Genomic DNA, 20,959 nt, shown 5'->3' with positions numbered 1-20,959 from the left:
CCCCTGCGGCACTCTGTACGACCCGTATTCACCACCTTTGGCGCACTACGGCCCGTATCGACTGTCACGTCTTCTTTCTCGACTTCACTGCACCTCGGCGCACATCACTGCACCTCACTGCACGCCCCGACCCCGCGGATCACCCTCCGGTTCACTGCATCGATCTCCGAACGGATCACCGCATCGCCCGCGGTGCCGACAGCCTATGCGGTACGACGACACCGGTCACCGGCACGGCAACCGCCCCCTCCGCTTCCGTGACCAGCCGTCACCCCACCGTGACGGCACGCCCCGGTACGGGCGTGTCGCCCCGCCCCAGCTTCCGCACCAGCCACGGAATTTGGCAGTCTGTGACCTCCCGGGGGATGCACGGAGGGGAAGACGATCATGAACGCGACACAGACGGGACCACACACCGGCAGGTCCGCCGACCCACGAAACGGCGACCCCCGCAACGGCGACCCACGAGCCGCCGACCCCCGAACCGGCAGCCAACCAACCGGCAGCCCACGAACCGCCGACCCCCGAGCCGGCGACCCCCGAGCCGGCGACCCCCGCATCGGCTGGAGCACCACCGAAGCCGCCCCCACCCCCGTCCTCCACCACCGCCGCGACGGCATCCTCCCCACCGTCGCCGCCGCCCTCTCCGTCCGCGGCGCCACCCTCACCGGCACCGCCGCCCGCGGCGACACACCCCCCGCCCTGCACCCCCTCGTCCAGGACTTCCTCGACACCCTCACCAGCGCCCAACGCGACCGCTTCACCGGCCGCTGCGCCGAGACCATCCTCATCTCCCGCCACATCGCCGCCGCCGACGCCGCCCGCAGCAAACGCGCCGCCCGCAAACCCATGACCAACGGCGAAGCCCGCAAAGCCCTCAAGCAGGCTAAACTCACCGCCCGACGCATCCGCGAGGACGGCGACCCCCTCCACGGCAGCTTCGCCACCCCCTGCCGCGCCTGCACCGCACTCAGCGCCCACTTCGGGGTCCGCATAGTCGACCCGGCGTCCCAGAACGGCTGACGCCCCCACCCCGCCGCTGACGCCCTCACCCCCCGCAGCACCAGAGACACCAGGCACGCGCCGCGCCACCCCATGACCTCGACGAGACGAAGGGCAGATGCACACCGACCGCACCTCCACCACCCGCTTCGCCGTACCCGTCGACGCCGCCCTGCGCGCCGCCGGCTGGCAACCCGGACGCTGGGACATCAAACAAGCCGAGATCTGGGCCGACGCCCTGCGCGACCACGCCTCCCCCGCAGGCCACCGCCACACCGTCTTCCCCGCCGCGGTCGAAGCCTGGGCCGAATTCGGCGGACTCCACATCACCCCCACCGGCCCCGGCCGCCAGGTCGCCCCCGCCACCCTCCACCTCGACCCGCTGCACGGCCTCCACATGGCCCGCACCCTCGGCGACCTCGGCCGCGCCCTCGGCACCGAGGTCTGCCCCCTCGGCGCGGAGACCGACAGCCAAGCCCTCCTCGCCATCGACACCGCCGGCCGCGTCTACACCCTCGACCACACCGGCGACTGGTACCTCGGCGCCGACATCGACCAGGCCCTGACCACCCTCATCACCGGCACCGAACCCACACGCCTCACAGCGGGCTGACCCCCGAACCCGGACCCGCAGCGGGCTACGATGCCGGAATCACCGCGGACACCCGGAAACCCCCCGCGTCCGTCGGCCCGGACACGAACACCCCGCCCAACGCCGACACCCGCTCCTTCATCCCCACCAAGCCGTTCCCCCCGGACGGCAACCGCGCGGACGACGCCGCCTCCTCGGGCGGCTCGTTCTCCACCTGCATCGCGATCTCCGACACCCGATGCGCCAGCCGCACATACGTCTTCGCCCCCGCCGCGTGCTTGTGGACGTTCGTCAACGCCTCCTGCACCACGCGATACGCCGTCTGCTCCACCTCCGGCGCATACGACCGGGCATCCCCCTCCACCGACAGATCGACCACCATCCCCGCGGCGGCCGACTGCCCCACCAGCTCCTCGATCTCCGCCAGACACGGCCCGTCGTCGTCCACGGCCCGCGACGCCGCGGCCGCCGCGGCCACCCCCACCGCCGCCAACGGCACCGACGCGGCACGCTCCCGCCGCTCGTCCCCACCGCTGCGCAGCACCCCGAGCATCTCCCGCAACTCGGTCAGCGCCTGCCGCCCCATGTCCCCCACCAGCGCGGCGTTCTTCACGGCCTTCTCGGGATCCTTCCGGGCGACCGCCTGCAGGGCGGCGGCGTGCACCACCATCAGACTCACCCGATGCGCCACGACGTCGTGCATCTCCCGGGCGATCCGCGTCCGCTCCTCGTTCCGGGCCCACTCGGCCCGCTCCTCCGCCCGCTCGGCCAGCAGCTGAAGCTCCCGCTCCAGACTGTCCGCCCGCTCCCGCAGGCTCTCCATCAGACGCCGCCGGGCCCCCACGTACAGGCCGAGCAGCACCGGAGGCGCCGTGAAGCCCAGCGACATCGTGATCGCCGCGAACGGCACGAACCAGTCACCCAGGTCCAGATCCCCCCGGACCATGTCCTGCCGCGTCTTCACGAACGTCACGATCAGCGTGCCCACCAGCGACATCCCCGCCAGCGAGGCGATGATGCGGCGGGGCAGCTCGGCCGCGGCCAGCGTGTACAGGCCGACGACGCCCAGCACGAAACCCATCTGCGCGGGCGTGATCGCGATCGAGACCAGCACGACGGCGATCGGCCACCGCCGCCGCACGACCAGCACGGCCCCCGCCAGCAGCCCGAACACGACCCCCGCCGCCACCGGGACCCCGGCGTCCCTCGCGAACGGAACCCCTTCCAGCCCGCACTCCAGCGCGGACACCACGGCCAGACTCACATCGAACACGGCACTACGCCGCCTGGCCCACCACCACGGCCCTCCCCGGGCCGTCACATGGTCTTCCCCCGTCGCGGTCATGCCTCCAGCCTACGGGCGCCCGCCGCCGGTTTTCCGGTGAGTTTCCCGGACTGGCCTACACCACACTGCGTGACCGTTCGGCTGCAATACCGCCCGATATCCCTCGAACTGCTGAATCGCACACCGTTCGACCCCGGAAGCCTCCATTCCGCCCGGACGGTATGCGTATGACACATGCCACCGGCAAATACGCCGACTTCGAGGGACTACGGGAACGGGCCGTGGAGCTGCGCCGCGCAGGCCTGAGCCGGCGCCAGATCCGCGACCGCCTGCACGTCGACAACAACGACATCCTCAACCGCCTGCTGGAGGGCGAGCCCCCACCGGCCTGGACGAAGCGCCCCAACGCGAAGGACGACCTCCGGGACAGGGCCAGGGAGCTACGCCTCCAGGGCTGGACGTACGACCGGATCCAGGTGGAACTGGGGTGCTCGAAGAGCTCGATCTCGCTGTGGGTACGGGATCTCCCGAAGCCGGAGCGCCGCGCCCCGGCCGAGCAGGCCAAGCTGGCGTCACAGCGGAGGTGGGAGCACGAACTGGCAGTTCGCGACGAGGAGCGACAGCAGACAAAGGAGGCCGCCAAGCAGGCGATCGGCGACCTGTCACCCCGGGAGCTGTTTCTGACGGGCGTCGCCCTCTACTGGGCCGAAGGCGCCAAGGACAAGGTGCACGGCCGGCAGCGCCGCGAGAATCTCCAGTTCATCAACAGCGACCCGAACGTCATTCGCTTCTACCTGCGCTGGCTCAAGTCGCTGGGCGTCGAAGACGAGCGCCTTCGATTCCGCGTCTACATCCACGAGTCGGCAGACGTGACAGGGGCCGAGACTTTCTGGGCTGAGCTCGTCGGCGTGGACGCGTCGACGTTCCAGCGCACGACACTCAAGAAACACAACCCGCGAACCGTACGCAAGAACGTCGGGGACTCCTATCGAGGCTGCTTGGCCATTTACGTCACCAAGAGCGCCGAGTTGTACCGTCGCATGGAAGGCGCCTGGTACGGCATAGTAGGGGCTGGCTCCGCAGCCGATCTAGCGAATCGGACATAGCGGGCATACCATCCCGGGTCGTCTAATGGTAGGACAAAGGGTTTTGGTCCCTTGAATGAGGGTTCGATTCCTTCCCCGGGAGCACCGGGTTCGGGCCCTGACTAACTGGTCGGGGCCCGCACTCATACCCCCCACAAAACCCCCCGGTATCCTGCGGATGTCACCCCACCCCATCCACAGCCGAAGGGCATCCCGTGAGCGCCAACCGCCCGGCAGCCGTCGTCGTTCTCGCAGCGGGTGAGGGCACCCGTATGAAGTCGGCCACACCCAAGGTCCTGCACGAGCTCTGCGGCCGCAGTCTCGTGGGCCACGTGCTCGCCGCCGCGGGCGAGCTGAACCCCGAGCACCTGGTCGTCGTGGTCGGCCACGCGCGGGAGAAGGTCACCGCGCACCTCGGCGAGATCGCCCCGGACGTCCGTACCGCCGTGCAGGCGGAGCAGAACGGCACCGGACACGCCGTCCGGATGGGCCTGGAGGAGCTGGGCGGGTCCGTCGACGGGACCGTCGTGGTCGTGTGCGGGGACACTCCCCTGCTGACCGGCGCCACGCTCCAGGAACTCGCCGCCACCCACTCCGCCGACGGCAACGCGGTCACCGTGCTGACCGCCGAGGTGCCGGACGCGACCGGCTACGGGCGGATCGTGCGGGACGACGCCACCGGCGCCGTCACCGCCATCGTCGAGCACAAGGACGCCACCGACGCCCAGCGGTCGATCCGTGAGATCAACTCGGGTGTGTTCGCGTTCGACGGTCAGTTGCTCGCGGACGCGCTGAAGCAGGTGCGGACGGACAACAGCCAGGGCGAGGAGTACCTGACCGACGTGCTCGGGATCCTGCGGGAGGCCGGGCACCGGGTGGGGGCCTCCGTGGCCGGGGATCACCGTGAGATCGCCGGGATCAACAACCGGGTGCAGCTGTCGGAGGCCCGCCGGATCCTGAACGACCGGCTGCTGACGGAGGCGATGCTCGCCGGTGTGACGGTCGTCGATCCGGCGACCACGTGGATCGACGTCACCGTCACGTTCGAGCAGGACGCGGTCGTCCACCCGGGCACGCAGCTGCACGGCTCGACGCACCTCGGCGAGGGCGCGGAGGTCGGTCCGAACACGCGGTTGAAGGACACCCGGGTCGGTGCCGGTGCGCGCGTCGACAACACGGTGGCCGATGGTGCCGAGGTGGGTGCGGGGGCGACGGTCGGGCCGTACGCGTACTTGCGTCCGGGGACCCGTCTGGGGGCGAAGGGCAAGATCGGTACGTACGTGGAGACGAAGAACGCCTCCATCGGTGAGGGGACGAAGGTGCCCCACCTGTCGTACGTCGGTGACGCGACGATCGGTGAGCACACGAACATCGGTGCCGCGAGCGTCTTCGTGAACTACGACGGGCAGGAGAAGCACCACACGACCATCGGGTCGCATTGCCGTACGGGCTCGGACAACATGTTTGTGGCGCCTGTCACGGTCGGGGACGGTGCGTACACCGCCGCCGGGTCCGTGATCACGAAGGACGTGCCGCCCGGTTCGCTGGCCGTGGCCCGTGGTCAGCAGCGGAATATCGAGGGTTGGGTGGCTCGTAAGCGTCCGGGGAGCGCGGCCGCGAAGGCGGCGGAGGCGGCGTCCCGGGAGCCGTCAGACGAGGGCTGACCGGAAACCGCCGCCTCAAACACGGCGTACGGTGATAAGTGCACACCCGCACCCCCACCAGCTGAGACGGCCTCCGGCAAGCCGGCTGCGAGGTCTCTCGACACCCAGCTGCGACACCTCTGAGGAGACAGTGCTGTGACCGGGATCAAGACGACCGGCGAGAAGAAGTTGATGTTCTTCTCCGGCCGCGCCCACCCCGAGCTTGCGGAGGAGGTCGCCCAACAGCTGGGTGTCGGGGTCGTCCCGACGAAGGCCTTCGACTTCGCCAACGGTGAGATCTATGTGCGCTACCAGGAGTCGGCTCGTGGTGCCGACTGCTTCCTGATCCAGAGCCACACGGCTCCGATCAACAAGTGGATCATGGAGCAGCTGATCATGATCGACGCGCTGAAGCGTGCGTCGGCCCGGTCCATCACGGTCATCGTGCCCTTCTACGGTTACGCGCGGCAGGACAAGAAGCACCGTGGACGTGAACCGATTTCGGCGCGTCTGATCGCGGACATGATGAAGACCGCGGGTGCGGACCGGATCCTGACCGTGGATCTGCACACGGACCAGATCCAGGGCTTCTTCGACGGTCCGGTGGACCACCTGTTCGCGCTGCCGCTGCTGGCGGACTACGTGGGCCGGAAGGTGGACCGGGAGAAGCTGACGGTCGTGTCGCCGGACGCGGGCCGGGTGCGGGTCGCGGACCGCTGGTGCGACCGGCTGGGCGCGCCGCTGGCGATCGTGCACAAGCGGCGGGACAAGGACGTCGCGAACCAGGTCACCGTCCACGAGGTCGTGGGTGAGGTGAAGGGTCGCGTGTGTGTCCTGGTGGACGACATGATCGACACGGGTGGGACGATCTGTGCCGCCGCGGACGCGTTGTTCGCGCATGGTGCGGAGGACGTGATCGTGACGGCGACGCACGGTGTGCTGTCGGGTCCGGCGGCGGACCGGCTGAAGAACTCGCGGGTGAGTGAGTTCGTGTTCACGAACACGCTGCCGACGCCGGCGGAGCTGAGCCGGGATCTGGACAAGATCTCGGTGCTGTCGATCGCGCCGACGATCGCGAGTGCGGTGCGTGAGGTGTTCGAGGACGGTTCGGTGACGAGCCTGTTCGACGAGCAGTAGAGATCGCGTCGGCGATCGCTTCAGAGATCGCGGGAGAGATCCTTTTGGGTGCGGCCTCCCTCTCCGAGTAGACTGCTGCAGTTGCTCGGCGAGGGAGGCCGTTCCCGTTGTTTGGCGGGATGCGGTGGTCCGTTATCGACGCGCTCTTCGTAGCAGGCCGTTCGTGGCCGGGTGACCACGTCCGTTTCTGACTTCGAGGAGTGAATATGTCCGAGGTGAAGATCTCCGCCGAGACGCGCACCGAGTTCGGCAAGGGTGCCGCGCGCCGTATCCGTCGTGAGGACAAGGTTCCCGGCGTGCTGTACGGGCACGGTTCGGACCCGCTGCACCTGACGCTGCCGGGTCACGCGCTGCTGCTGGCGCTGCGTACGCCGAACGTGCTGATCGCGCTGGACATCGACGGCAAGACGAACGAGCTGGCGATCCCGAAGTCCGTGCAGCGTGACCCGCTGAAGGGTTTCCTGGAGCACGTGGACCTGCTGCTGGTGAAGCGTGGCGAGCAGGTCACGGTCGAGATCCCGGTGCACACCGAGGGCGAGCTGGCCCCGGGTGGTTACCTGCTGGAGCACGTGCTGAACGCGCTGCCGGTCGAGGCCGAGGCGACGCACATCCCGGAGTCGGTGACCGTCTCCATCGAGGGTCTGGCGGCGGGTGACTCCGTTCTCGCGAAGGACATCAAGCTGCCGAAGGGCACGACGCTGACCGTCGATGACGACACCGTCGTTCTGCAGGTGCTGTCGGCGCAGGCCGAGGAGGCCCCGGAGGGCGAGGAGGGCGCTGAGGAAGAGGCCGCCGAGGCCTGATCCTCTTCGTCGTCGTTTCGTCGGCCGCTGTTCCCGTGCGGGGCAGCGGCCGACGCGTATGAAGGAGACATGGACGTGACGACCGATGCGGCGGCTCCGTGGCTGATCGTGGGGTTGGGCAATCCGGGGCCGGAGTATGCGGGGAACCGGCACAACGTGGGCTTCATGGTGGCGGATCTGCTGGCGGACCGGGTCGGGGGGCGGTTCAAGCGGGCCGGTAAGGCGCAGGCGCAGGTGGTCGAGGGGCGGATCGGGCCGCCGGGGCCGGGGAGCCGGCGGGTGATTCTGGCGAAGCCGATGTCGTACATGAACCTGTCGGGCGGTCCGGTGAACGCGTTGCGGGACTTCTACAAGGTGCCGGTGGCGCATGTGGTGGCGGTTCATGACGAGTTGGACATCGATTACGGGATGTTGCGGCTGAAGTTGGGCGGCGGGGACAACGGGCACAACGGTCTGAAGTCGATGACGAAGGCGTTCGGGTCGGACTATCACCGGGTGCGGTTCGGGATCGGGCGGCCGCCGGGGCGGATGCCGGTGGCGGATTTCGTGCTGAAGGATTTCTCGTCGGTGGAGCGCAAGGAGCTGGACTACTTCGTGGACCGGGCGGCGGACGCGGTGGAGTGTCTGGTGATCGAGGGGTTGGAGCGGGCGCAAAGCACGTACAACTCCTGACTTGTCGCCCGGCGAGGTTGACGGGCCGTTCAGGCATGGCCAATGATCCCGGCCATGCCTGCCACTGCCATGTCCTCTCGTCGGGCCTCGGTCGCCGTGCTGCGGTTCGGGCGGTTCGCGGCGATGGCCACGGTCGCGGTGCTGATCCTGATCGCGGGTGTGTGGGCGTCGTGGGGTACGGCGCAGCATGTGATGCTGACGAAGGGCCGGGAGCGCGGCACGGTCGAGGTGTCGAGGTGTGGTGCGCAGATGTGCTGGGGCCGGTACACGCCGTTGTCGGAGGGTTCGCAGCCGCGGTCGAGGGTCGAGCTGGAGAAGTCGGTCGCGGTGGAGAAGGGCCGGACCTACACGGTGGTCATGAAGCCGAACAGTGATGACGCGGTGCGTTCGGGTCCGGCGGGGGTCCTGTACGCGTGGATTCCGCTGGGTGGTGCGCTGTTGCTGGCGTCGGTGGTGGTGGCGGGTGGTCTGCTGCGGACGCGGGCGGCGTGGGTGCTGGCGTTGTCGGGTGTGGCGTTGTTGACGGCCGCTTTCGTGACTGTCTGAGGGGTTGCGGCGTTCTCCAGGTCTGTGGAGGGGCCGAGCGTTGTGCGTTCGTGATTGACGTGCTGTCGGGTGAGGCTGGAAGCTGAGCCGCCCCCTCCACATCTTCCCGGTCACTTCTCGAAGATGGACGACTCTCGATGCGAACCCCCATGCGTTTCGGCGCTGTCTGCGCCGCCGCTTCCGCGGTCCTCGTGCTCGCTCCGGCCGCTCAGGCCTCTCCTCCCGGTGACAACGGCACGGTCAAGATCCATGACGCCTCGACGGGTGAGGAGCTGCGCCGGAACGAGCCGCACGTGTGCGTGTTCTATCTGGACGCCTTCGGTTTCGACGGTGGCCAGCAGGTCGACTGGCACATCGACGCCGTTCCCCCGAGTGCGAACAAGGGGGAGACGGTGAAGTCCGGTGCGCTGACGCTGGACGGTCGGGGTCACGGCCGGAGTGAGGACCTGTCGCTGCCCGACGGGCACTACAAGCTGTTCTGGAACTTCGACGGCGAGAAGGGCGCGGCGAAGCACAAGGTGTTCTGGACGGACTGTGAGGACGAGGAGCCCGGCGGTGGGGCGCCGTCCGGGTCGGCGTCCGCGTCGCCGTCGTCCGGGGCGTCGCAGGCGCCGTCGGGTGAGCCGGGCGCGTCGGCGTCTCCGGGGTCGTCGGCGGGCGGGGGTGAGCCGTCGTCGTCGCCGTCTCCGCAGGGTGTCGCGGGTGGTGATCTCGCCGAGACGGGCAGCGGGGCCCCGGTGGGTCTGCTGTCGGGCGTGGCGGCGGTGCTGCTGGCGGCCGGCGGGTTCCTGGTGTTCCGTCGCCGGAGTGCGCGGCGCGGCTGACGTGGGAACGGACTGTGCCCCCGAGCCTGTACGGGCTCGGGGGCACGGTCGTGTCGGGCGGTGGGTCAGCCGGTGTTGCGCAGGCCGGCGGCCACGCCGTTGACGGTGAGGAGCAGGGCGCGGGCGAGGAGCGGGTCGGGGGTTTCGCCCGCGGCGGCCGCGTCGCGCTGCCGCTTGAGCAGGGCGACCTGGAGGTAGGAGATGGGGTCGAGGTAGGCGTCGCGGATGGTGAAGGTCTGCTTCAGGACGGGCTGGGCGTCCAGGAGTTCGTTCTCGCCGGTGACGCGGAGGACCTCGGCGACGGTGAGTTCGTGTTCGGCCTTGATGGTGTCGAAGACGTGCTTGAGCTCGTCGGGGACGAGGGTGTCGACGTAGTGCTGGGCGATCCGCAGGTCGGTCTTGGCGAGGGTCATCTCGACGTTGGAGATGAAGTTGCGGAAGAAGTGCCACTGCTCGTGCATCTCGTCGAGGACGGTGTCGAGGCCGGCCTCGCGCAGGGCCTTGAGGCCGGAGCCGACGCCGAACCAGCCGGGGACGATCTGCCGGGACTGGGTCCAGCCGAACACCCAGGGGATGGCGCGCAGGCCGTCGAGCGAGACGCCGGAGCCGGGGCGGCGGGAGGGCCGGGAGCCCAGGTGCAGGTCGGCGAGCTGGTCCACCGGCGTCGACGCGAGGAAGTACGTCGGCAGGTCGGGGTCCTCGACGAGGCGGCGGTAGGCGGCGTGGGCGGCGTCGGAGACGACGTCCATGGCGGCGTCCCAGCGGGCGAGGGCCTCGGTGGACTGGCGGGGCGCGGTGTGCAGGGCGGAGGCCTGGAGGGTGGCGGCGACCGTCAGTTCCAGGTTCTCGCGGGCCAGGGACGGGATGAGGTACTTGTCGGAGATGACCTCGCCCTGTTCGGTGACCTTGATCTCGCCTTCGAGGGTGCCCCAGGGCTGGGCGAGGATGGCGTCGTGGGTGGGGCCGCCGCCGCGGCCGACGGTGCCGCCGCGGCCGTGGAAGAGGCGCAGGCGGACGCCGTAGCGGTGGGCGACGTCGCGCAGGCGGCGCTGGGCGCGGTGGATCTCCCACTGGCTGGTGGTGATGCCGCCGAACTTGGAGGAGTCGGAGTAGCCGAGCATGACCTCCTGGACGTCTCCGCGCAGGGCGACGAGGCGCCGGTAGGAGGGGTCGGAGAGCATGTCCTCGAGGATGGTGTCGGCGGCCTTGAGCTCGTCGGTGGTCTCCAGCAGGGGGACGATGCCGATCTTGGCCCAGCCGGCGTGGAGGTCGAGGAGTCCGGCTTCGCGGGCGAGGACGGCGGCGGCGAAGACGTCGTCGGCGCCCTGGCACATGGAGATGATGTAGGACTCGATGACCTCGGGTCCGAAGACCTCCAGGGCGCGCTTGACGGTCTGGAAGACGCCGAGGGTCCTCTCGCCGGGCGCGTCGACGGGTGCCGGGGTGGGGGCGAGGGGCCGCCGGGACCTGAGTTCCTTGGCGAGGAGCTTGGCGCGGTAGTCGCGGGGCATGTCGGCGTAGCGCCAGGATTCCTCGCCGAGGCGGTCGAAGAGCTGGCCGAGGGCGTGGTGGTGGGCGTCGGCGTGTTCGCGGACGTCCATGGTGGCGAGCTGGAGGCCGAAGGCGGCGAGGGTGCGGATGGTGCGGGCGAGGCGGCCGTCGGCGAAGAGGCCGCCGCGGTGCTCGCGCAGTGAGGTCTGGATGAGCCGGAGGTCCTCGAGGAGCTGGCTGGTACCGAGGTAGTCGCGGCCGGGCTCGTGCGGGGTGCCCTTGGCGAGGCGCTGCTTGGTGTTCTCCAGCTTCTGCCGGATGCAGGTGGCCTTGAGCCGGTAGGGCTCCTCGGCGTTGAGGCGCTTGTAGCGGGGGCTGATCTCGGGGAGGTTCTCCAGGTCGGCGTGGAGGGAGGTCAGCAGTTCCTCGGTGGCGCCGGCGTAGCGGATGGAGTTGGAGAGGAAGCCGCGGAGTTCGTCGATGGTCTCCAGGGCGTCGTTGATGCCGTGCTCGTGCTGGAGGATGAGGACGTCCCAGGTCACCTGGGGGGTGACGTTGGGGTTGCCGTCGCGGTCGCCGCCGATCCAGGTGCCGAAGGTGAGGGGGCGGGTGTCGTCGGGGAGCTTGACGCCGGCCCGCTCCAGTTCGGCGGTGAGGTCCTCCAGGACGTCGCCGACGGCGCCGGCGTGGAGTTCGTCGAGGTAGTAGATGGCGTTGCGGGCCTCGTCGGCGGGCTCGGGGCGGACGACGCGGAGTTCATCGGTCTGCCAGACGAGGTCGATGTTCTCGGCCAGGCGGGTGTCGAGGCGGCGGCGGTCGGACTCGAGGACCGGGGTCTCCAGGAGCGCGGCGATGCGCCGGAGCTTGTTCAGGACCGACCGGCGGGCGGCCTCGGTGGGGTGGGCCGTGAAGACGGGGCGGACGTTGAGGTTGCGGACCGTCTCGCACAGGTGTTCGGGGTCGGCGTCCTTGAGGCGGTCGGCCGTACGGGCGAGGAGTCCGCCCTCGGCGGCGCGGCGGGCGCGCAGCTCGCGGCCGCGGTGGACCTGCTCGGTGACGTTGGCCAGGTGGAAGTAGGTGGAGAAGGCGCGGACCAGCTTGGCCGCGGTTTCGAGTTCGGTGCCGCGCAGCAGCTCGGCGGCGGCCTCGCCGTCCTCTCGGGTGAGGCGGCGGACCTTCTCGACGAGTTCCAGCAGCTCGGGGCCCTCCTGCCGGACGAGGGTCTCTCCGAGGAGGTCGCCCAGGCGGCGGATGTCGGCACGCAGCTCACTGCTCGTCGTCGTGGTCTGGTCGTCGGCACTGCTCACAGGTGCGGCTCCTTGCAGTGTTGAAGCTCGTCTGGGAGGGGGTACCCGGACGGCGTCTCGCGCGGCGGGGCGCCGCATACGGTCCGGGCATCCGGGAAGAAATCAGAGCGGACCGCGCTGTCCGACCGACTCCAGGATAGGTGTCGGCCGGGACGCGCAGGGTCGCGGGCTCTTGCCGCCGGGCGACGCGCTGCCATACTTACGAAGCCGTAGGTTACGGAACCGTAGGAACCATCGCGCGGTTCCGTCACCCGGCCACCCTCCATCCACATACCCCCCAGGGGACGCGTATGACCAGTAGTTCCGACGTGATCGAGGACGCCCCGAAGGCGCCCGGTCAGGCCACCGACGCCGCAGCGGCCTCCGCGACGCTGGGCGGCGAACAGAAGCGCTCCATCGAGCAGATCGCCCTCCTCCTCTTCATCACCGTCCCGTTCCTCGCGCTGCTGGCGGCCGTGCCGCTGGCCTGGGGCTGGGGCGTGAGCTGGCTGGACCTCGGTCTGCTGGTGTTCTTCTACTTCCTCGGGTGCCACGGCATCACGATCGGTTTTCACCGGCATTTCACGCACGGTTCCTTCAAGGCGAAGCGGCCGCTGAAGATCGCCCTCGCGATCGCGGGATCGATGGCGGTCGAGGGTCCGCTGGTGCGCTGGGTGGCGGACCACCGCAAGCACCACAAGTTCTCCGACGCGGACGGCGACCCGCATTCGCCGTGGCGGTTCGGCGAGACGCTCCCGGCGCTGATGAAGGGCCTGTGGTGGGCCCACATCGGGTGGATGTTCGATGAGGAGCAGACGCCGCAGGAGAAGTACGCCCCGGACCTGATCAAGGACAAGACGCTCCGCACCATCTCCCGCCAGTTCGTCCTGTGGACGGTGGTGTCGCTGGCGCTGCCGCCGCTGATCGGCGGTCTGGTCACGATGTCCTGGTGGGGCGCGTTCACGGCGTTCTTCTGGGGTTCGCTCGTCCGGGTGGCCCTGCTGCACCACGTGACCTGGTCGATCAACTCGATCTGCCACGCGGTCGGCAAGCGCCCCTTCAAGTCGCGTGACCGTTCGGGCAACGTGTGGTGGCTGGCGATCCTGTCCTGCGGCGAGTCGTGGCACAACCTGCACCACGCGGACCCGACGTCCGCGCGGCACGGTGTGATGCGCGGACAGCTGGACTCCTCCGCCCGGCTGATCCGCTGGTTCGAGAGGGCGGGCTGGGCGTACGACGTGCGCTGGCCGTCACGCTCGCGTATCGATTCGCGCCGTAACACCGGGGAAGGCGGCTCCCCGCGCGGGAAGGAGCCCGTCGAGGCGGCATGATGGTCGCTGTGGCGACCGACTCGAGCAGCACCCCCAGCAACGACAAGCCGCGGCGAGCGCGTCGCACCCGGATGACCGGTGCCGAGCGCCGCCAGCAGCTGCTGGAGATCGGTCGCACGCTCTTCGCGGCGAAAGGTTTCGAGGGCACGTCGGTGGAGGAGATCGCGGCGAAGGCCGGGGTCTCCAAGCCGGTGGTGTACGAGCACTTCGGCGGCAAGGAAGGGCTGTACGCGGTCGTCGTGGACCGTGAGATGCGCCGTCTGCTGGACATGGTGACCAGCTCCCTCACGGCCGGTCACCCCCGGGAGCTGTGCGAGCAGGCGGCCTTCGCCCTGCTGGACTACATCGAGGAGTACACGGACGGGTTCCGCATCCTGGTCCGCGACTCCCCCATCCCCCAGTCCACCGGGTCCTTCGCCTCGCTGATCTCGGACATCGCGACGCAGGTGGAGGACATCCTGGGCCGCGAGTTCAAGAGCCGCGGCTTCGACCCCAAGCTGGCCCCGCTGTACGCCCAGGCCCTGGTGGGCATGGTCGCCCTGACCGGCCAGTGGTGGCTGGACGTGCGCAAGCCGAAGAAGGCCGAGGTGGCCGCGCACCTGGTGAACCTGGCGTGGCACGGCCTGGACGGCCTGGAGGCCAGGCCCCATCTGATAGGCCGCCGCAAGGCCTAGTGGGGTTCGAGGAACTCCAGCCGGTTGCCGACCGGGTCCCGGGTGTAGAACCGCCTGTGGCCCGGCAGGGCGGAGTCCCGGGTGAGGGGCGCCCCGTGGGAGGCCGGCCGGGCGGCGTAGGCGTCGATGCCGGTCACGCGCAGCCCGGGGTGGGCCTTCCCGGCCGCCCGGAAGTCCTCCTCGATCCCGAGGTGCAGTCGCACGGAGCCCGCCCGGAACCAGCACCCGCCCCGGCGGGCGAGCGCGGGCGGCTTCGGCACCTCCGTCACCCCGAGGACACCGACGTAGTACGCCCGCGGCCGCTCCTCGCTCCCGGGCGGGGCGGCGAGCTGGACATGGTCGACGGCGGTGATCATCGGCCCTCCTTGCGCGCCACGGCGAACACCCGGCGGAACGGGAACGGCGTGCCGTGCGGGCCCGCCGGATAGGCCGCGCGCAGGGCCGCCCGGTACTCGGCGAGGAAGTCCTCCCGCGCCCCGGGATCGTCGGCGAGCGCGGTCAGCACGGGCCGCAGGCCGGTCCCCTTCACCCAGTCGAGCACCGGGTCCTCGCCCTGGAGGAGGTGGATGTACGTCGTCTCCCACGCGTCGGCCGCGCAGCCGAGGCCCGTGAGGCGCTCCAGGTAGGCCTCGGGAGTGAGGACGGCGTCGGCGTGGCGCAGGGTGTCGGCGAGCCGGCCGCGCCAGCGCGGGGAACCGGCGAGGTCGCGCAGGAGCCGGTGGCTGGGGGCGTCGAAGTTCCCGGGCACCTGGAAGGCGAGGGTGCCGCCGGGTTTCAGCGCGGCCACCCAGTCGCCGAACCGCTCGACGTGCCCCGGCACCCACTGCAGGGTGGCGTTGCTGACGATCAGGTCGTGGGGCTCCCCGGGCGTCCAGGTGCGTGCGTCGGCGTGGGCGAGTCGAGGTGCCCGCCGCCCGGGGTGGGACCCTCGTGGTCCACGTGGGCCTTGTCGAGCATCTCGGGCGAGTTGTCGTAGCCGGTGATCCGGGCGGTGGGCCAGCGATCGGCGAGCAGCGTGGTGACGTTGCCGGGGCCGCAGCCGAGGTCGGCGATGCGGGGAGGGGCGCCGGGGAGGTCGGGGACGCGGGCGAGGAGGTCGGCGAAGGGCCGGGCGCGGTGGCCGGCGTGGCGCAGGTACTGGGCGGGGTCCCAGGTGGGGGCGGCTGCGGGCATGGGGCCTCCTGGTGTCCTTCATGGTGACCGTACGGGGCGCATACCCAGCGTGACCCCCAAAGTCTCTCGATGTCAAGATAATTGACATCAAGAGACTCTACGTCGACACAACCACTACACTGATCGTCATGGAGGACGAGGTCGACCGGCTGGTCGCAGCATGGCGCCGGGAGCGCCCGGACCTCGACGTGGAACCGCTCGAGGTGCTCAGCCGCGTCAGCAGACTGGCCCGGCATCTGGACCGGGCCCGCCGGCTGGCCTTCTCGGAGCACGGCCTGGAGCCGTGGGAGTTCGACGTCCTGACGGCCCTGCGCCGCGCGGGCACGCCGTACCAGCTCTCCCCCGGACAGCTCCTCACCCAGACCCTGGTCACGTCCGGCACGATGACGAACCGCATCGACCGCCTGGCCAAGAAGGGCCTGGTGGAACGCCTCCCCGACCCCAGTGACCGCCGGGGCGTGCTGGTCCGGCTGACGGTCGAGGGCCGGGACCGCGCGGACCAGGCCCTGGCCGGTCTGCTCGACCAGGAGCGCGCGATCCTCGCGGAGCTCTCCCGCGCCCAGCGCAGCGAACTGGCGGCGCTGCTACGCCAGCTGACCGCCCCGTTCGACAACATCCCCGGCTAGGTCGACCGGCCCGACCCCGGCCCGGCGGGCCAGGGCGACGGCGGCGAGGGTCGAGTGGACACCCAGCTTGCCGAGGACGTTCTGCATATGCGTCCGCACGGTGTGCGGCGACAGATACAGGCGCTCGGCGACGGCCTTGCGCCCCAGCCCCGCCACCATGCACCGCAGCACTTCCCGCTCACGCGGAGTAAGGGACTCCACGAGCCGCTCGCTCTCGGTGCGGTGCTTGCGGGCGGCGGTGAGCTCCCGCAGCACACCGGTCAGCAGGGCGGGCGGCAGATGGGTCTCGTCCCGCAGCACACCCCGGATGACGGTGAGCAGCCGGGACAGCGAGCAGTCCTTGGCGACCCAGCCGGAGGCCCCGGCCTGCAGGGCGAGCGCCGCCCGCCGCGGGTCGTCCTTCTCGGCGAGTACGACGATCCGGACGTTCGGCTGCGCGGAGCGCACGCCCGTGACGAGGGAGATCCCGTCGACGAGCCCGTCCTCGTTGCCCTCCTGCACGGGTACGGCCGGGCGGGCGCCCGGCACCTTGCCGCCCAGATCGGCGTCGACGAGCAGCACGTCGAACCGGCGCCCCTCGGCGACCGCCCGCTCCAGGCTGCGCAGCGCGGCGGGGCCGCTGCCGGCCGCGGAGACGTCGACATCCGGCTCGGCGGCCAGGGCCGCGGCGAGTGACTCGGCGAAGATGCGATGGTCGTCGACGACCAGGACTCGGATGCGAACCACGTAACCCCCTTCCCCAGGCTCCTGAAGAGCAGGGGATACCCCATCGTCGGAAGACGACACCGCGCGGGTACGACGCCGGAGTGTCCAGAACCGCTGCGGTTGTCCGTCCGTCCTTCGCCGCAGCCTGGCCGGGTCGCCGCAGCCGCACGGCCGCCGCCGTGCAGAAACCGCTACCCCCACCCCGGGCGTCGTACCCGGCTGTCTCGCCCCCCTGATCGGCACCGGCCCCCACCGGTGCTGTTCATCAGGGTACGGGCGGGGGCCCGGAGCGGAAGGTTATTTGCAGAACTGACAGTCCAGCGCGTTTATGGTGTGCCGCATGTTCCGTCTTGAGACAGAAGTCGACAAGGCCCGACGTGATCTGCTCCGCACGCGCCTGCGGGACGCGAACACAGCCGCCTCTCCGGTCCTGCGCGCCCTGCGCGGAACACCGGACGAACGGGACGTCCCGTTGCACGTGTGGGCTGTGAACGACTCGGACGGCGACCTGGCCGGCGGACTGGTCGGTTACACCTGGGCGACCTGGCTGCACGTGACGTACCTGTGGGTGGACGAGCGCCACCGGGGCCGGGGACTGGGAGCCCGCCTGCTGTCGGAGGCGGAACACCTGGCGACCACCCGGCGCGGCTGCCGCGCGGCCCGCCTGGAGACCTGGGACTTCCAGGCACCCCGCTTCTACGAGAAGCAGGGGTACGAGGTGGCGTGCGCGGTACCGGACTATCCGCCGGGGATCACGGAGTATCTGCTGACGAAGCGGCTGGGGTGAGGCGCGCCCTCCCTCGCCCGGAGTGAGGGCGCCGTCGCCTCAGCGCACCCGGCGTGCCCCCGCCGACGGCACCGCCTCGAAGACCCGGGGCGCGGTGAAGCCCGCTGCCGCGAAGGCCTCCGTCACCGCCTTGGTGATGGCGTCCACGTCCGCCTCCTCCGCCAGGACGATCGCCGAGCCGCCGAAGCCGCCGCCGGTCATGCGGGCGCCCAGGGCACCGGAGGCGAGGGCCGTGTCGACGGTCAGGTCCAGTTCGGGGCAGGAGATGCGGAAGTCGTCGCGCAGGGACGCGTGGCCCTCGACCAGGACCGGGCCGATCGCGCGGGTCCGCCCCGACTCCAGCAACGCCACCACGCGCTCCACGCGTTCGTTCTCCGTGACGATGTGGCGGACCAGGCGGCGGACCTCCTCGTCGTCGCCGAGGCGGGCCAGGGCCGCGTCCAGGTCGGCGTAGGGGACGTCCCGCAGGGCGTCGACGCCCAGCAGGGCCGCGCCCTTCTCGCAGCCCGCGCGGCGCTTGCCGTACTCGCCCTCGCTGTGGGAGTGCTTGACCTGCGTGTCGACCACGAGCAGGCGCATGCCCTCGGCCGCCAGGTCGAAGGGGATCTGCTTCTGCGAGAGGTCGCGCGTGTCGAGGAACAGCGCGTGACCGGCCTCGCAGCACGCCGACGCCGTCTGGTCCATGATGCCGACCGGGGCACCGACGTAGACGTTCTCCGCGCGCTGGCACAGGCGGGCCAGCTGCCAGCCCCTGAGGCCCAGGGCGAAGAGGTCGTTCAGCGCGAGCGCGATCACGACCTCCAGCGCCGCCGACGAGGACAGGCCCGCGCCGGACGGGACCGTGGAGGCCAGGTGGACGTCCGCGCCCGTCACCGCGTGGCCGGCCTCGCGCAGCGCCCACACCACGCCCGCCGGGTACGCCGTCCAGTTCTTGTCCGACTCGGGAGCCAGGTCGTCCAGGCGGAGTTCGGTGACCCCGCCCTCCACGTCCTCCGAGTGCAGGCGCAGGACGCCGTCCTCCCGGGGTGACACCGCCGCCACCGCCGTGTGCGGGAGGGCGAACGGCATGACGAAGCCGTCGTTGTAGTCCGTGTGCTCGCCGATGAGGTTGACGCGGCCCGGCGCCGCCCACACGCCCCGCGGCTCGGCTCCGTACAGCTCCGCGAACCGCTCGGCGACCTTCTCGGCAACAGCCTCGCTCATGCCCTGACCCCTGACCTTCCGTACGTACTAGTTGCCGCGCCGCTGCGCGAAGTCCCACGCGTCGGCGACGATTCCCGCGAGATCCGCGCGGGACGGGTTCCAGCCCAGCTTCTCGCGGGCAGCGGCGGCCGACGCCACCAGGACCGCCGGGTCGCCGCCCCGGCGGGGGGCCACGACCTCGGGGATCGGATGGCCGGTCACGCGGCGGACCGTCTCGATGACCTCGCGGACGGAGAAGCCGTTGCCGTTGCCGAGGTTGCAGATCAGGTGCTCGCCGGGGGCGGCGGCCTTCAGGGCCAGCAGATGGGCCTCGGCCAGGTCCGCGACGTGGATGTAGTCGCGCACGCAGGTGCCGTCCGGCGTCGGGTAGTCGTCACCGAAGACGGAGATCGCGTCCCGGCGGCCCTGCGCGACCTGGAGGACCAGGGGGATCAGGTGGGACTCGGGGTCGTGGCGCTCGCCGTACTCGCCGTACGCCCCGGCCACGTTGAAGTAGCGCAGCGAGACCGCGCCGAGGCCGTGGGCGGCCGCCTCGCCCGTGATCATGTGGTCGACCGCGAGCTTCGAGGCGCCGTACGGGTTGGTCGGGGAGGTGGGCGCCGACTCGACGATCGGGACCTGCTCCGGTTCGCCGTACGTCGCGGCCGTCGAGGAGAAGACCAGCGTGCGGACGCCCGCCTCGCGCATCGCGGCCAGCAGGGCCATCGTGCCGCCGACGTTGTTGTCCCAGTACTTCTCCGGCTTCACGACCGACTCGCCGACCTGCGAGAACGCCGCGAAGTGCAGGACGCCGTCGAAGGAGGAGTCCAGCCACTTGGCCGCGTCGCGGATGTCGCCCTCGATGAAGGCGGCACCCGCCGGGACGCCCTCGCGGAAGCCCGTGGAGAGGTTGTCCAGGACGACGACCTCGTGACCGGCCTCCAGCAGGTGCTGGGCGACCACGCTGCCGACGTAGCCCGCGCCGCCCGTCACCAGGTACTTCCCGCTCATGAACTCGCTACCTCTCGCAGTCGCTCGGCCGCGCGCTCCGGCGGCACGTCGTTGATGAACACGTTCATGCCGGACTCGGAACCCGCGAGGAACTTCAGCTTGCCGGAAGTGCGGCGGATGGTGAAAAGCTCGAGGTGGAGCGCGAAGTCCTCGCGCACGACGCCGTCGAACTCCTCCAGCGCGCCGAACGGGGCCTGGTGCCAGGCCGCGATGTACGGCGTCGGCGGCTCGTTCTCACCGAAGATCCGGTCGAAGCGCCTCAAGAGTTCCAGATAGACCTTGGGGAACTCTGTGCGCGCCTCCTCGTCCAGGCCGAGCAGGTCGGGCACGCGGCGCTTGGGGTACAGGTGGACCTCGTACGGCCAGTGCGCCGCGTACGGCACGAAGGCCACCCAGTGTTCACCCTCCAGGACGACCCGCTCGTCCGCGAGTTCCCGCTCCAGGACGGCGTCGAAGAGGTTCTCCCCGCCCGTCATCTCCTTGTGGGACGCGACCGAGCGGAGCATCAGGGCGGTGCGCGGGGTGGTGAAGGGGTAGGCGTAGATCTGCCCGTGCGGGTGCTGGAGTGTCACGCCGATCTCGGCGCCCCGGTTCTCGAAGCAGAACACCTGCTCGACGGAGGGAAGATGGGACAGCTCGGACGTACGGTCCGTCCACGCCTCCAGCACGAGGCCGGCCTGCTCCTCGGTGAGGCTCGCGAAGGACGCGTTGTGGTCGGACGTGAAGCAGACGACCTCGCAGCGGCCGGAGTCGCCGGCGAGCGAGGGGAAGCGGTTCTCGAAGACGACGACGTCGTACGAGGAGTCCGGGATCTCGCTCAGCCGGTCGCCCTCGGAGGGGCACAGGGGGCACTCGTCGGCCGGGGGATGGTAGGTGCGGCCCTGGCGGTGCGAGGCGATGGCGACGGAGTCGCCGAGCAGGGGGTCGCGGCGGATCTCGGACGTGGTGACGGTGCGGTCCAGCGGACGGCGGTCGGCCGCGCCGCGCACGCTGTCGTCGCGCAGGTCGTAGTAGATGAGCTCGCGACCGTCGGCCAGCCGGGTCGAGGTCTTCTTCACGCCGGACTCCTCATCCTTCAAACATAACCGAACATATCAAAACACC

General features: G+C 70.5%; 20 protein-coding genes, 1 tRNA gene and 1 pseudogene. 14 read left to right on the top strand and 8 right to left on the bottom strand.

Features of this window, described 5'->3' with window-relative positions; genetic code table 11:
* Window positions 1-387 precede the first annotated feature (387 nt).
* Together ACSUPV_RS24120 and ACSUPV_RS24115 are read left to right on the top strand one after the other, a co-directional pair.
* Window positions 388-1,023 carry a YwqJ-related putative deaminase gene (locus tag ACSUPV_RS24120; protein WP_359786902.1) on the top strand — a complete coding sequence of 212 codons (636 nt, stop codon included), beginning with the start codon at window positions 388-390 and terminating at the stop codon, window positions 1,021-1,023.
* A gap of 97 nt (window positions 1,024-1,120) precedes the next feature.
* On the top strand, window positions 1,121-1,615 hold the full coding sequence (locus tag ACSUPV_RS24115; RefSeq protein ID WP_037758729.1) for an SUKH-3 domain-containing protein: 495 nt from the start codon (window positions 1,121-1,123) through the stop codon (window positions 1,613-1,615).
* A 25-nt stretch (window positions 1,616-1,640) separates the two neighbouring features.
* On the opposite strand, the gene ACSUPV_RS24110 is transcribed toward ACSUPV_RS24115, so the two are convergent.
* Window positions 1,641-2,939 (bottom strand): sensor histidine kinase, encoded by a 1,299-nt coding sequence (locus ACSUPV_RS24110; protein ID WP_359786906.1) that lies wholly within the window; start codon window positions 2,937-2,939, stop codon window positions 1,641-1,643.
* Window positions 2,940-3,106: 167 nt separating this feature from the next.
* Here ACSUPV_RS24110 and ACSUPV_RS24105 point away from each other — a divergent pair, with 167 nt between their 5' ends.
* From ACSUPV_RS24105 to ACSUPV_RS24070, 8 genes are all read left to right on the top strand, one after another.
* Window positions 3,107-3,985, top strand: coding sequence for a hypothetical protein (locus tag ACSUPV_RS24105; protein ID WP_382617247.1), 879 nt, complete (start codon window positions 3,107-3,109; stop codon window positions 3,983-3,985).
* An 11-nt stretch (window positions 3,986-3,996) separates the two neighbouring features.
* A tRNA-Gln gene (locus tag ACSUPV_RS24100) sits at window positions 3,997-4,067 on the top strand.
* A gap of 112 nt (window positions 4,068-4,179) precedes the next feature.
* Window positions 4,180-5,628, top strand: a complete 1,449-nt coding sequence (gene glmU / locus ACSUPV_RS24095) for a bifunctional UDP-N-acetylglucosamine diphosphorylase/glucosamine-1-phosphate N-acetyltransferase GlmU (protein ID WP_436948532.1) — start codon at window positions 4,180-4,182, stop codon at window positions 5,626-5,628.
* 135 nt (window positions 5,629-5,763) lie between these two features.
* On the top strand, window positions 5,764-6,744 hold the full coding sequence (locus ACSUPV_RS24090; protein WP_031117924.1) for a ribose-phosphate diphosphokinase: 981 nt from the start codon (window positions 5,764-5,766) through the stop codon (window positions 6,742-6,744).
* Between the two features lie 206 nt (window positions 6,745-6,950).
* Window positions 6,951-7,547, top strand: coding sequence for a 50S ribosomal protein L25/general stress protein Ctc (locus ACSUPV_RS24085; protein WP_031117923.1), 597 nt, complete (start codon window positions 6,951-6,953; stop codon window positions 7,545-7,547).
* A 69-nt stretch (window positions 7,548-7,616) separates the two neighbouring features.
* Window positions 7,617-8,219 carry an aminoacyl-tRNA hydrolase gene (pth, locus tag ACSUPV_RS24080; RefSeq protein WP_382617243.1) on the top strand — a complete coding sequence of 201 codons (603 nt, stop codon included), beginning with the start codon at window positions 7,617-7,619 and terminating at the stop codon, window positions 8,217-8,219.
* Between the two features lie 42 nt (window positions 8,220-8,261).
* Complete coding sequence (locus tag ACSUPV_RS24075; protein ID WP_382617241.1) at window positions 8,262-8,765, top strand: hypothetical protein; 504 nt, start codon at window positions 8,262-8,264, stop codon at window positions 8,763-8,765.
* 137 nt (window positions 8,766-8,902) lie between these two features.
* Window positions 8,903-9,589, top strand: a complete 687-nt coding sequence (locus ACSUPV_RS24070) for an LPXTG cell wall anchor domain-containing protein (RefSeq protein WP_436948531.1) — start codon at window positions 8,903-8,905, stop codon at window positions 9,587-9,589.
* 65 nt (window positions 9,590-9,654) lie between these two features.
* Here the strand turns inward: ACSUPV_RS24070 and ppc are convergent, their stop codons facing one another.
* Window positions 9,655-12,387 carry a phosphoenolpyruvate carboxylase gene (gene ppc / locus ACSUPV_RS24065; RefSeq protein ID WP_436948530.1) on the bottom strand — a complete coding sequence of 911 codons (2,733 nt, stop codon included), beginning with the start codon at window positions 12,385-12,387 and terminating at the stop codon, window positions 9,655-9,657.
* A gap of 290 nt (window positions 12,388-12,677) precedes the next feature.
* On the opposite strand from ppc, the gene ACSUPV_RS24060 reads away from it, so the two are divergent.
* Window positions 12,678-13,697, top strand: a complete 1,020-nt coding sequence (locus tag ACSUPV_RS24060; protein ID WP_037758714.1) for an acyl-CoA desaturase — start codon at window positions 12,678-12,680, stop codon at window positions 13,695-13,697.
* Window positions 13,694-14,371 (top strand): TetR/AcrR family transcriptional regulator, encoded by a 678-nt coding sequence (locus ACSUPV_RS24055; protein WP_031117917.1) that lies wholly within the window; start codon window positions 13,694-13,696, stop codon window positions 14,369-14,371. Before ACSUPV_RS24060 ends, ACSUPV_RS24055 begins: the two co-directional genes overlap by 4 nt.
* Here ACSUPV_RS24055 and ACSUPV_RS24050 read toward each other — a convergent pair.
* The gene (locus ACSUPV_RS24050) at window positions 14,368-14,727 is read right to left on the bottom strand and encodes a glyoxalase (RefSeq protein ID WP_436948529.1); all 360 of its coding nucleotides are present in this window, start codon (window positions 14,725-14,727) and stop codon (window positions 14,368-14,370) included. The two genes, ACSUPV_RS24055 and ACSUPV_RS24050, sit on opposite strands and share 4 nt — an antisense overlap.
* Window positions 14,724-15,544, bottom strand: a pseudogene (locus ACSUPV_RS24045) (trans-aconitate 2-methyltransferase). The gene ACSUPV_RS24050 and the pseudogene ACSUPV_RS24045 overlap by 4 nt, the downstream one beginning before the upstream one ends.
* 128 nt (window positions 15,545-15,672) lie before the next feature.
* On the opposite strand from ACSUPV_RS24045, the gene tamR reads away from it, so the two are divergent.
* Window positions 15,673-16,170, top strand: a complete 498-nt coding sequence (tamR, locus tag ACSUPV_RS24040) for a MarR family transcriptional regulator TamR (protein ID WP_031117915.1) — start codon at window positions 15,673-15,675, stop codon at window positions 16,168-16,170.
* On the opposite strand, the gene ACSUPV_RS24035 is transcribed toward tamR, so the two are convergent.
* Window positions 16,129-16,896 (bottom strand): LuxR C-terminal-related transcriptional regulator, encoded by a 768-nt coding sequence (locus ACSUPV_RS24035; protein WP_031117914.1) that lies wholly within the window; start codon window positions 16,894-16,896, stop codon window positions 16,129-16,131. The two genes, tamR and ACSUPV_RS24035, sit on opposite strands and share 42 nt — an antisense overlap.
* 307 nt (window positions 16,897-17,203) lie before the next feature.
* Between ACSUPV_RS24035 and ACSUPV_RS24030 the strand changes: the two genes are divergently transcribed.
* Window positions 17,204-17,662 carry a GNAT family N-acetyltransferase gene (locus ACSUPV_RS24030; RefSeq protein WP_436948528.1) on the top strand — a complete coding sequence of 153 codons (459 nt, stop codon included), beginning with the start codon at window positions 17,204-17,206 and terminating at the stop codon, window positions 17,660-17,662.
* 39 nt (window positions 17,663-17,701) lie between these two features.
* Here the strand turns inward: ACSUPV_RS24030 and galK are convergent, their stop codons facing one another.
* From galK to galT, 3 genes are read right to left on the bottom strand one after another with little or no spacing between them, the layout of a single operon-like run.
* Window positions 17,702-18,865 carry a galactokinase gene (gene galK, locus ACSUPV_RS24025; RefSeq protein ID WP_037758711.1) on the bottom strand — a complete coding sequence of 388 codons (1,164 nt, stop codon included), beginning with the start codon at window positions 18,863-18,865 and terminating at the stop codon, window positions 17,702-17,704.
* Window positions 18,866-18,892: 27 nt separating this feature from the next.
* Window positions 18,893-19,855 carry a UDP-glucose 4-epimerase GalE gene (gene galE / locus ACSUPV_RS24020; protein WP_037758710.1) on the bottom strand — a complete coding sequence of 321 codons (963 nt, stop codon included), beginning with the start codon at window positions 19,853-19,855 and terminating at the stop codon, window positions 18,893-18,895.
* Window positions 19,852-20,913: a galactose-1-phosphate uridylyltransferase gene (gene galT, locus ACSUPV_RS24015; RefSeq protein WP_037758709.1), complete on the bottom strand. Its 1,062-nt coding sequence runs from the start codon at window positions 20,911-20,913 to the stop codon at window positions 19,852-19,854. The genes galE and galT overlap by 4 nt, the downstream gene beginning before the upstream one ends.
* Window positions 20,914-20,959: the final 46 nt, after the last annotated feature.

The sequence above is a fragment of the Streptomyces sp. SudanB52_2052 genome, assembly GCF_964272415.1.
Lineage (GTDB): Bacteria > Actinomycetota > Actinomycetes > Streptomycetales > Streptomycetaceae > Streptomyces > Streptomyces olindensis.
Note: the sequence above shows the minus strand (reverse complement) of the source record. Positions and strands in the feature narration are given on the sequence as shown.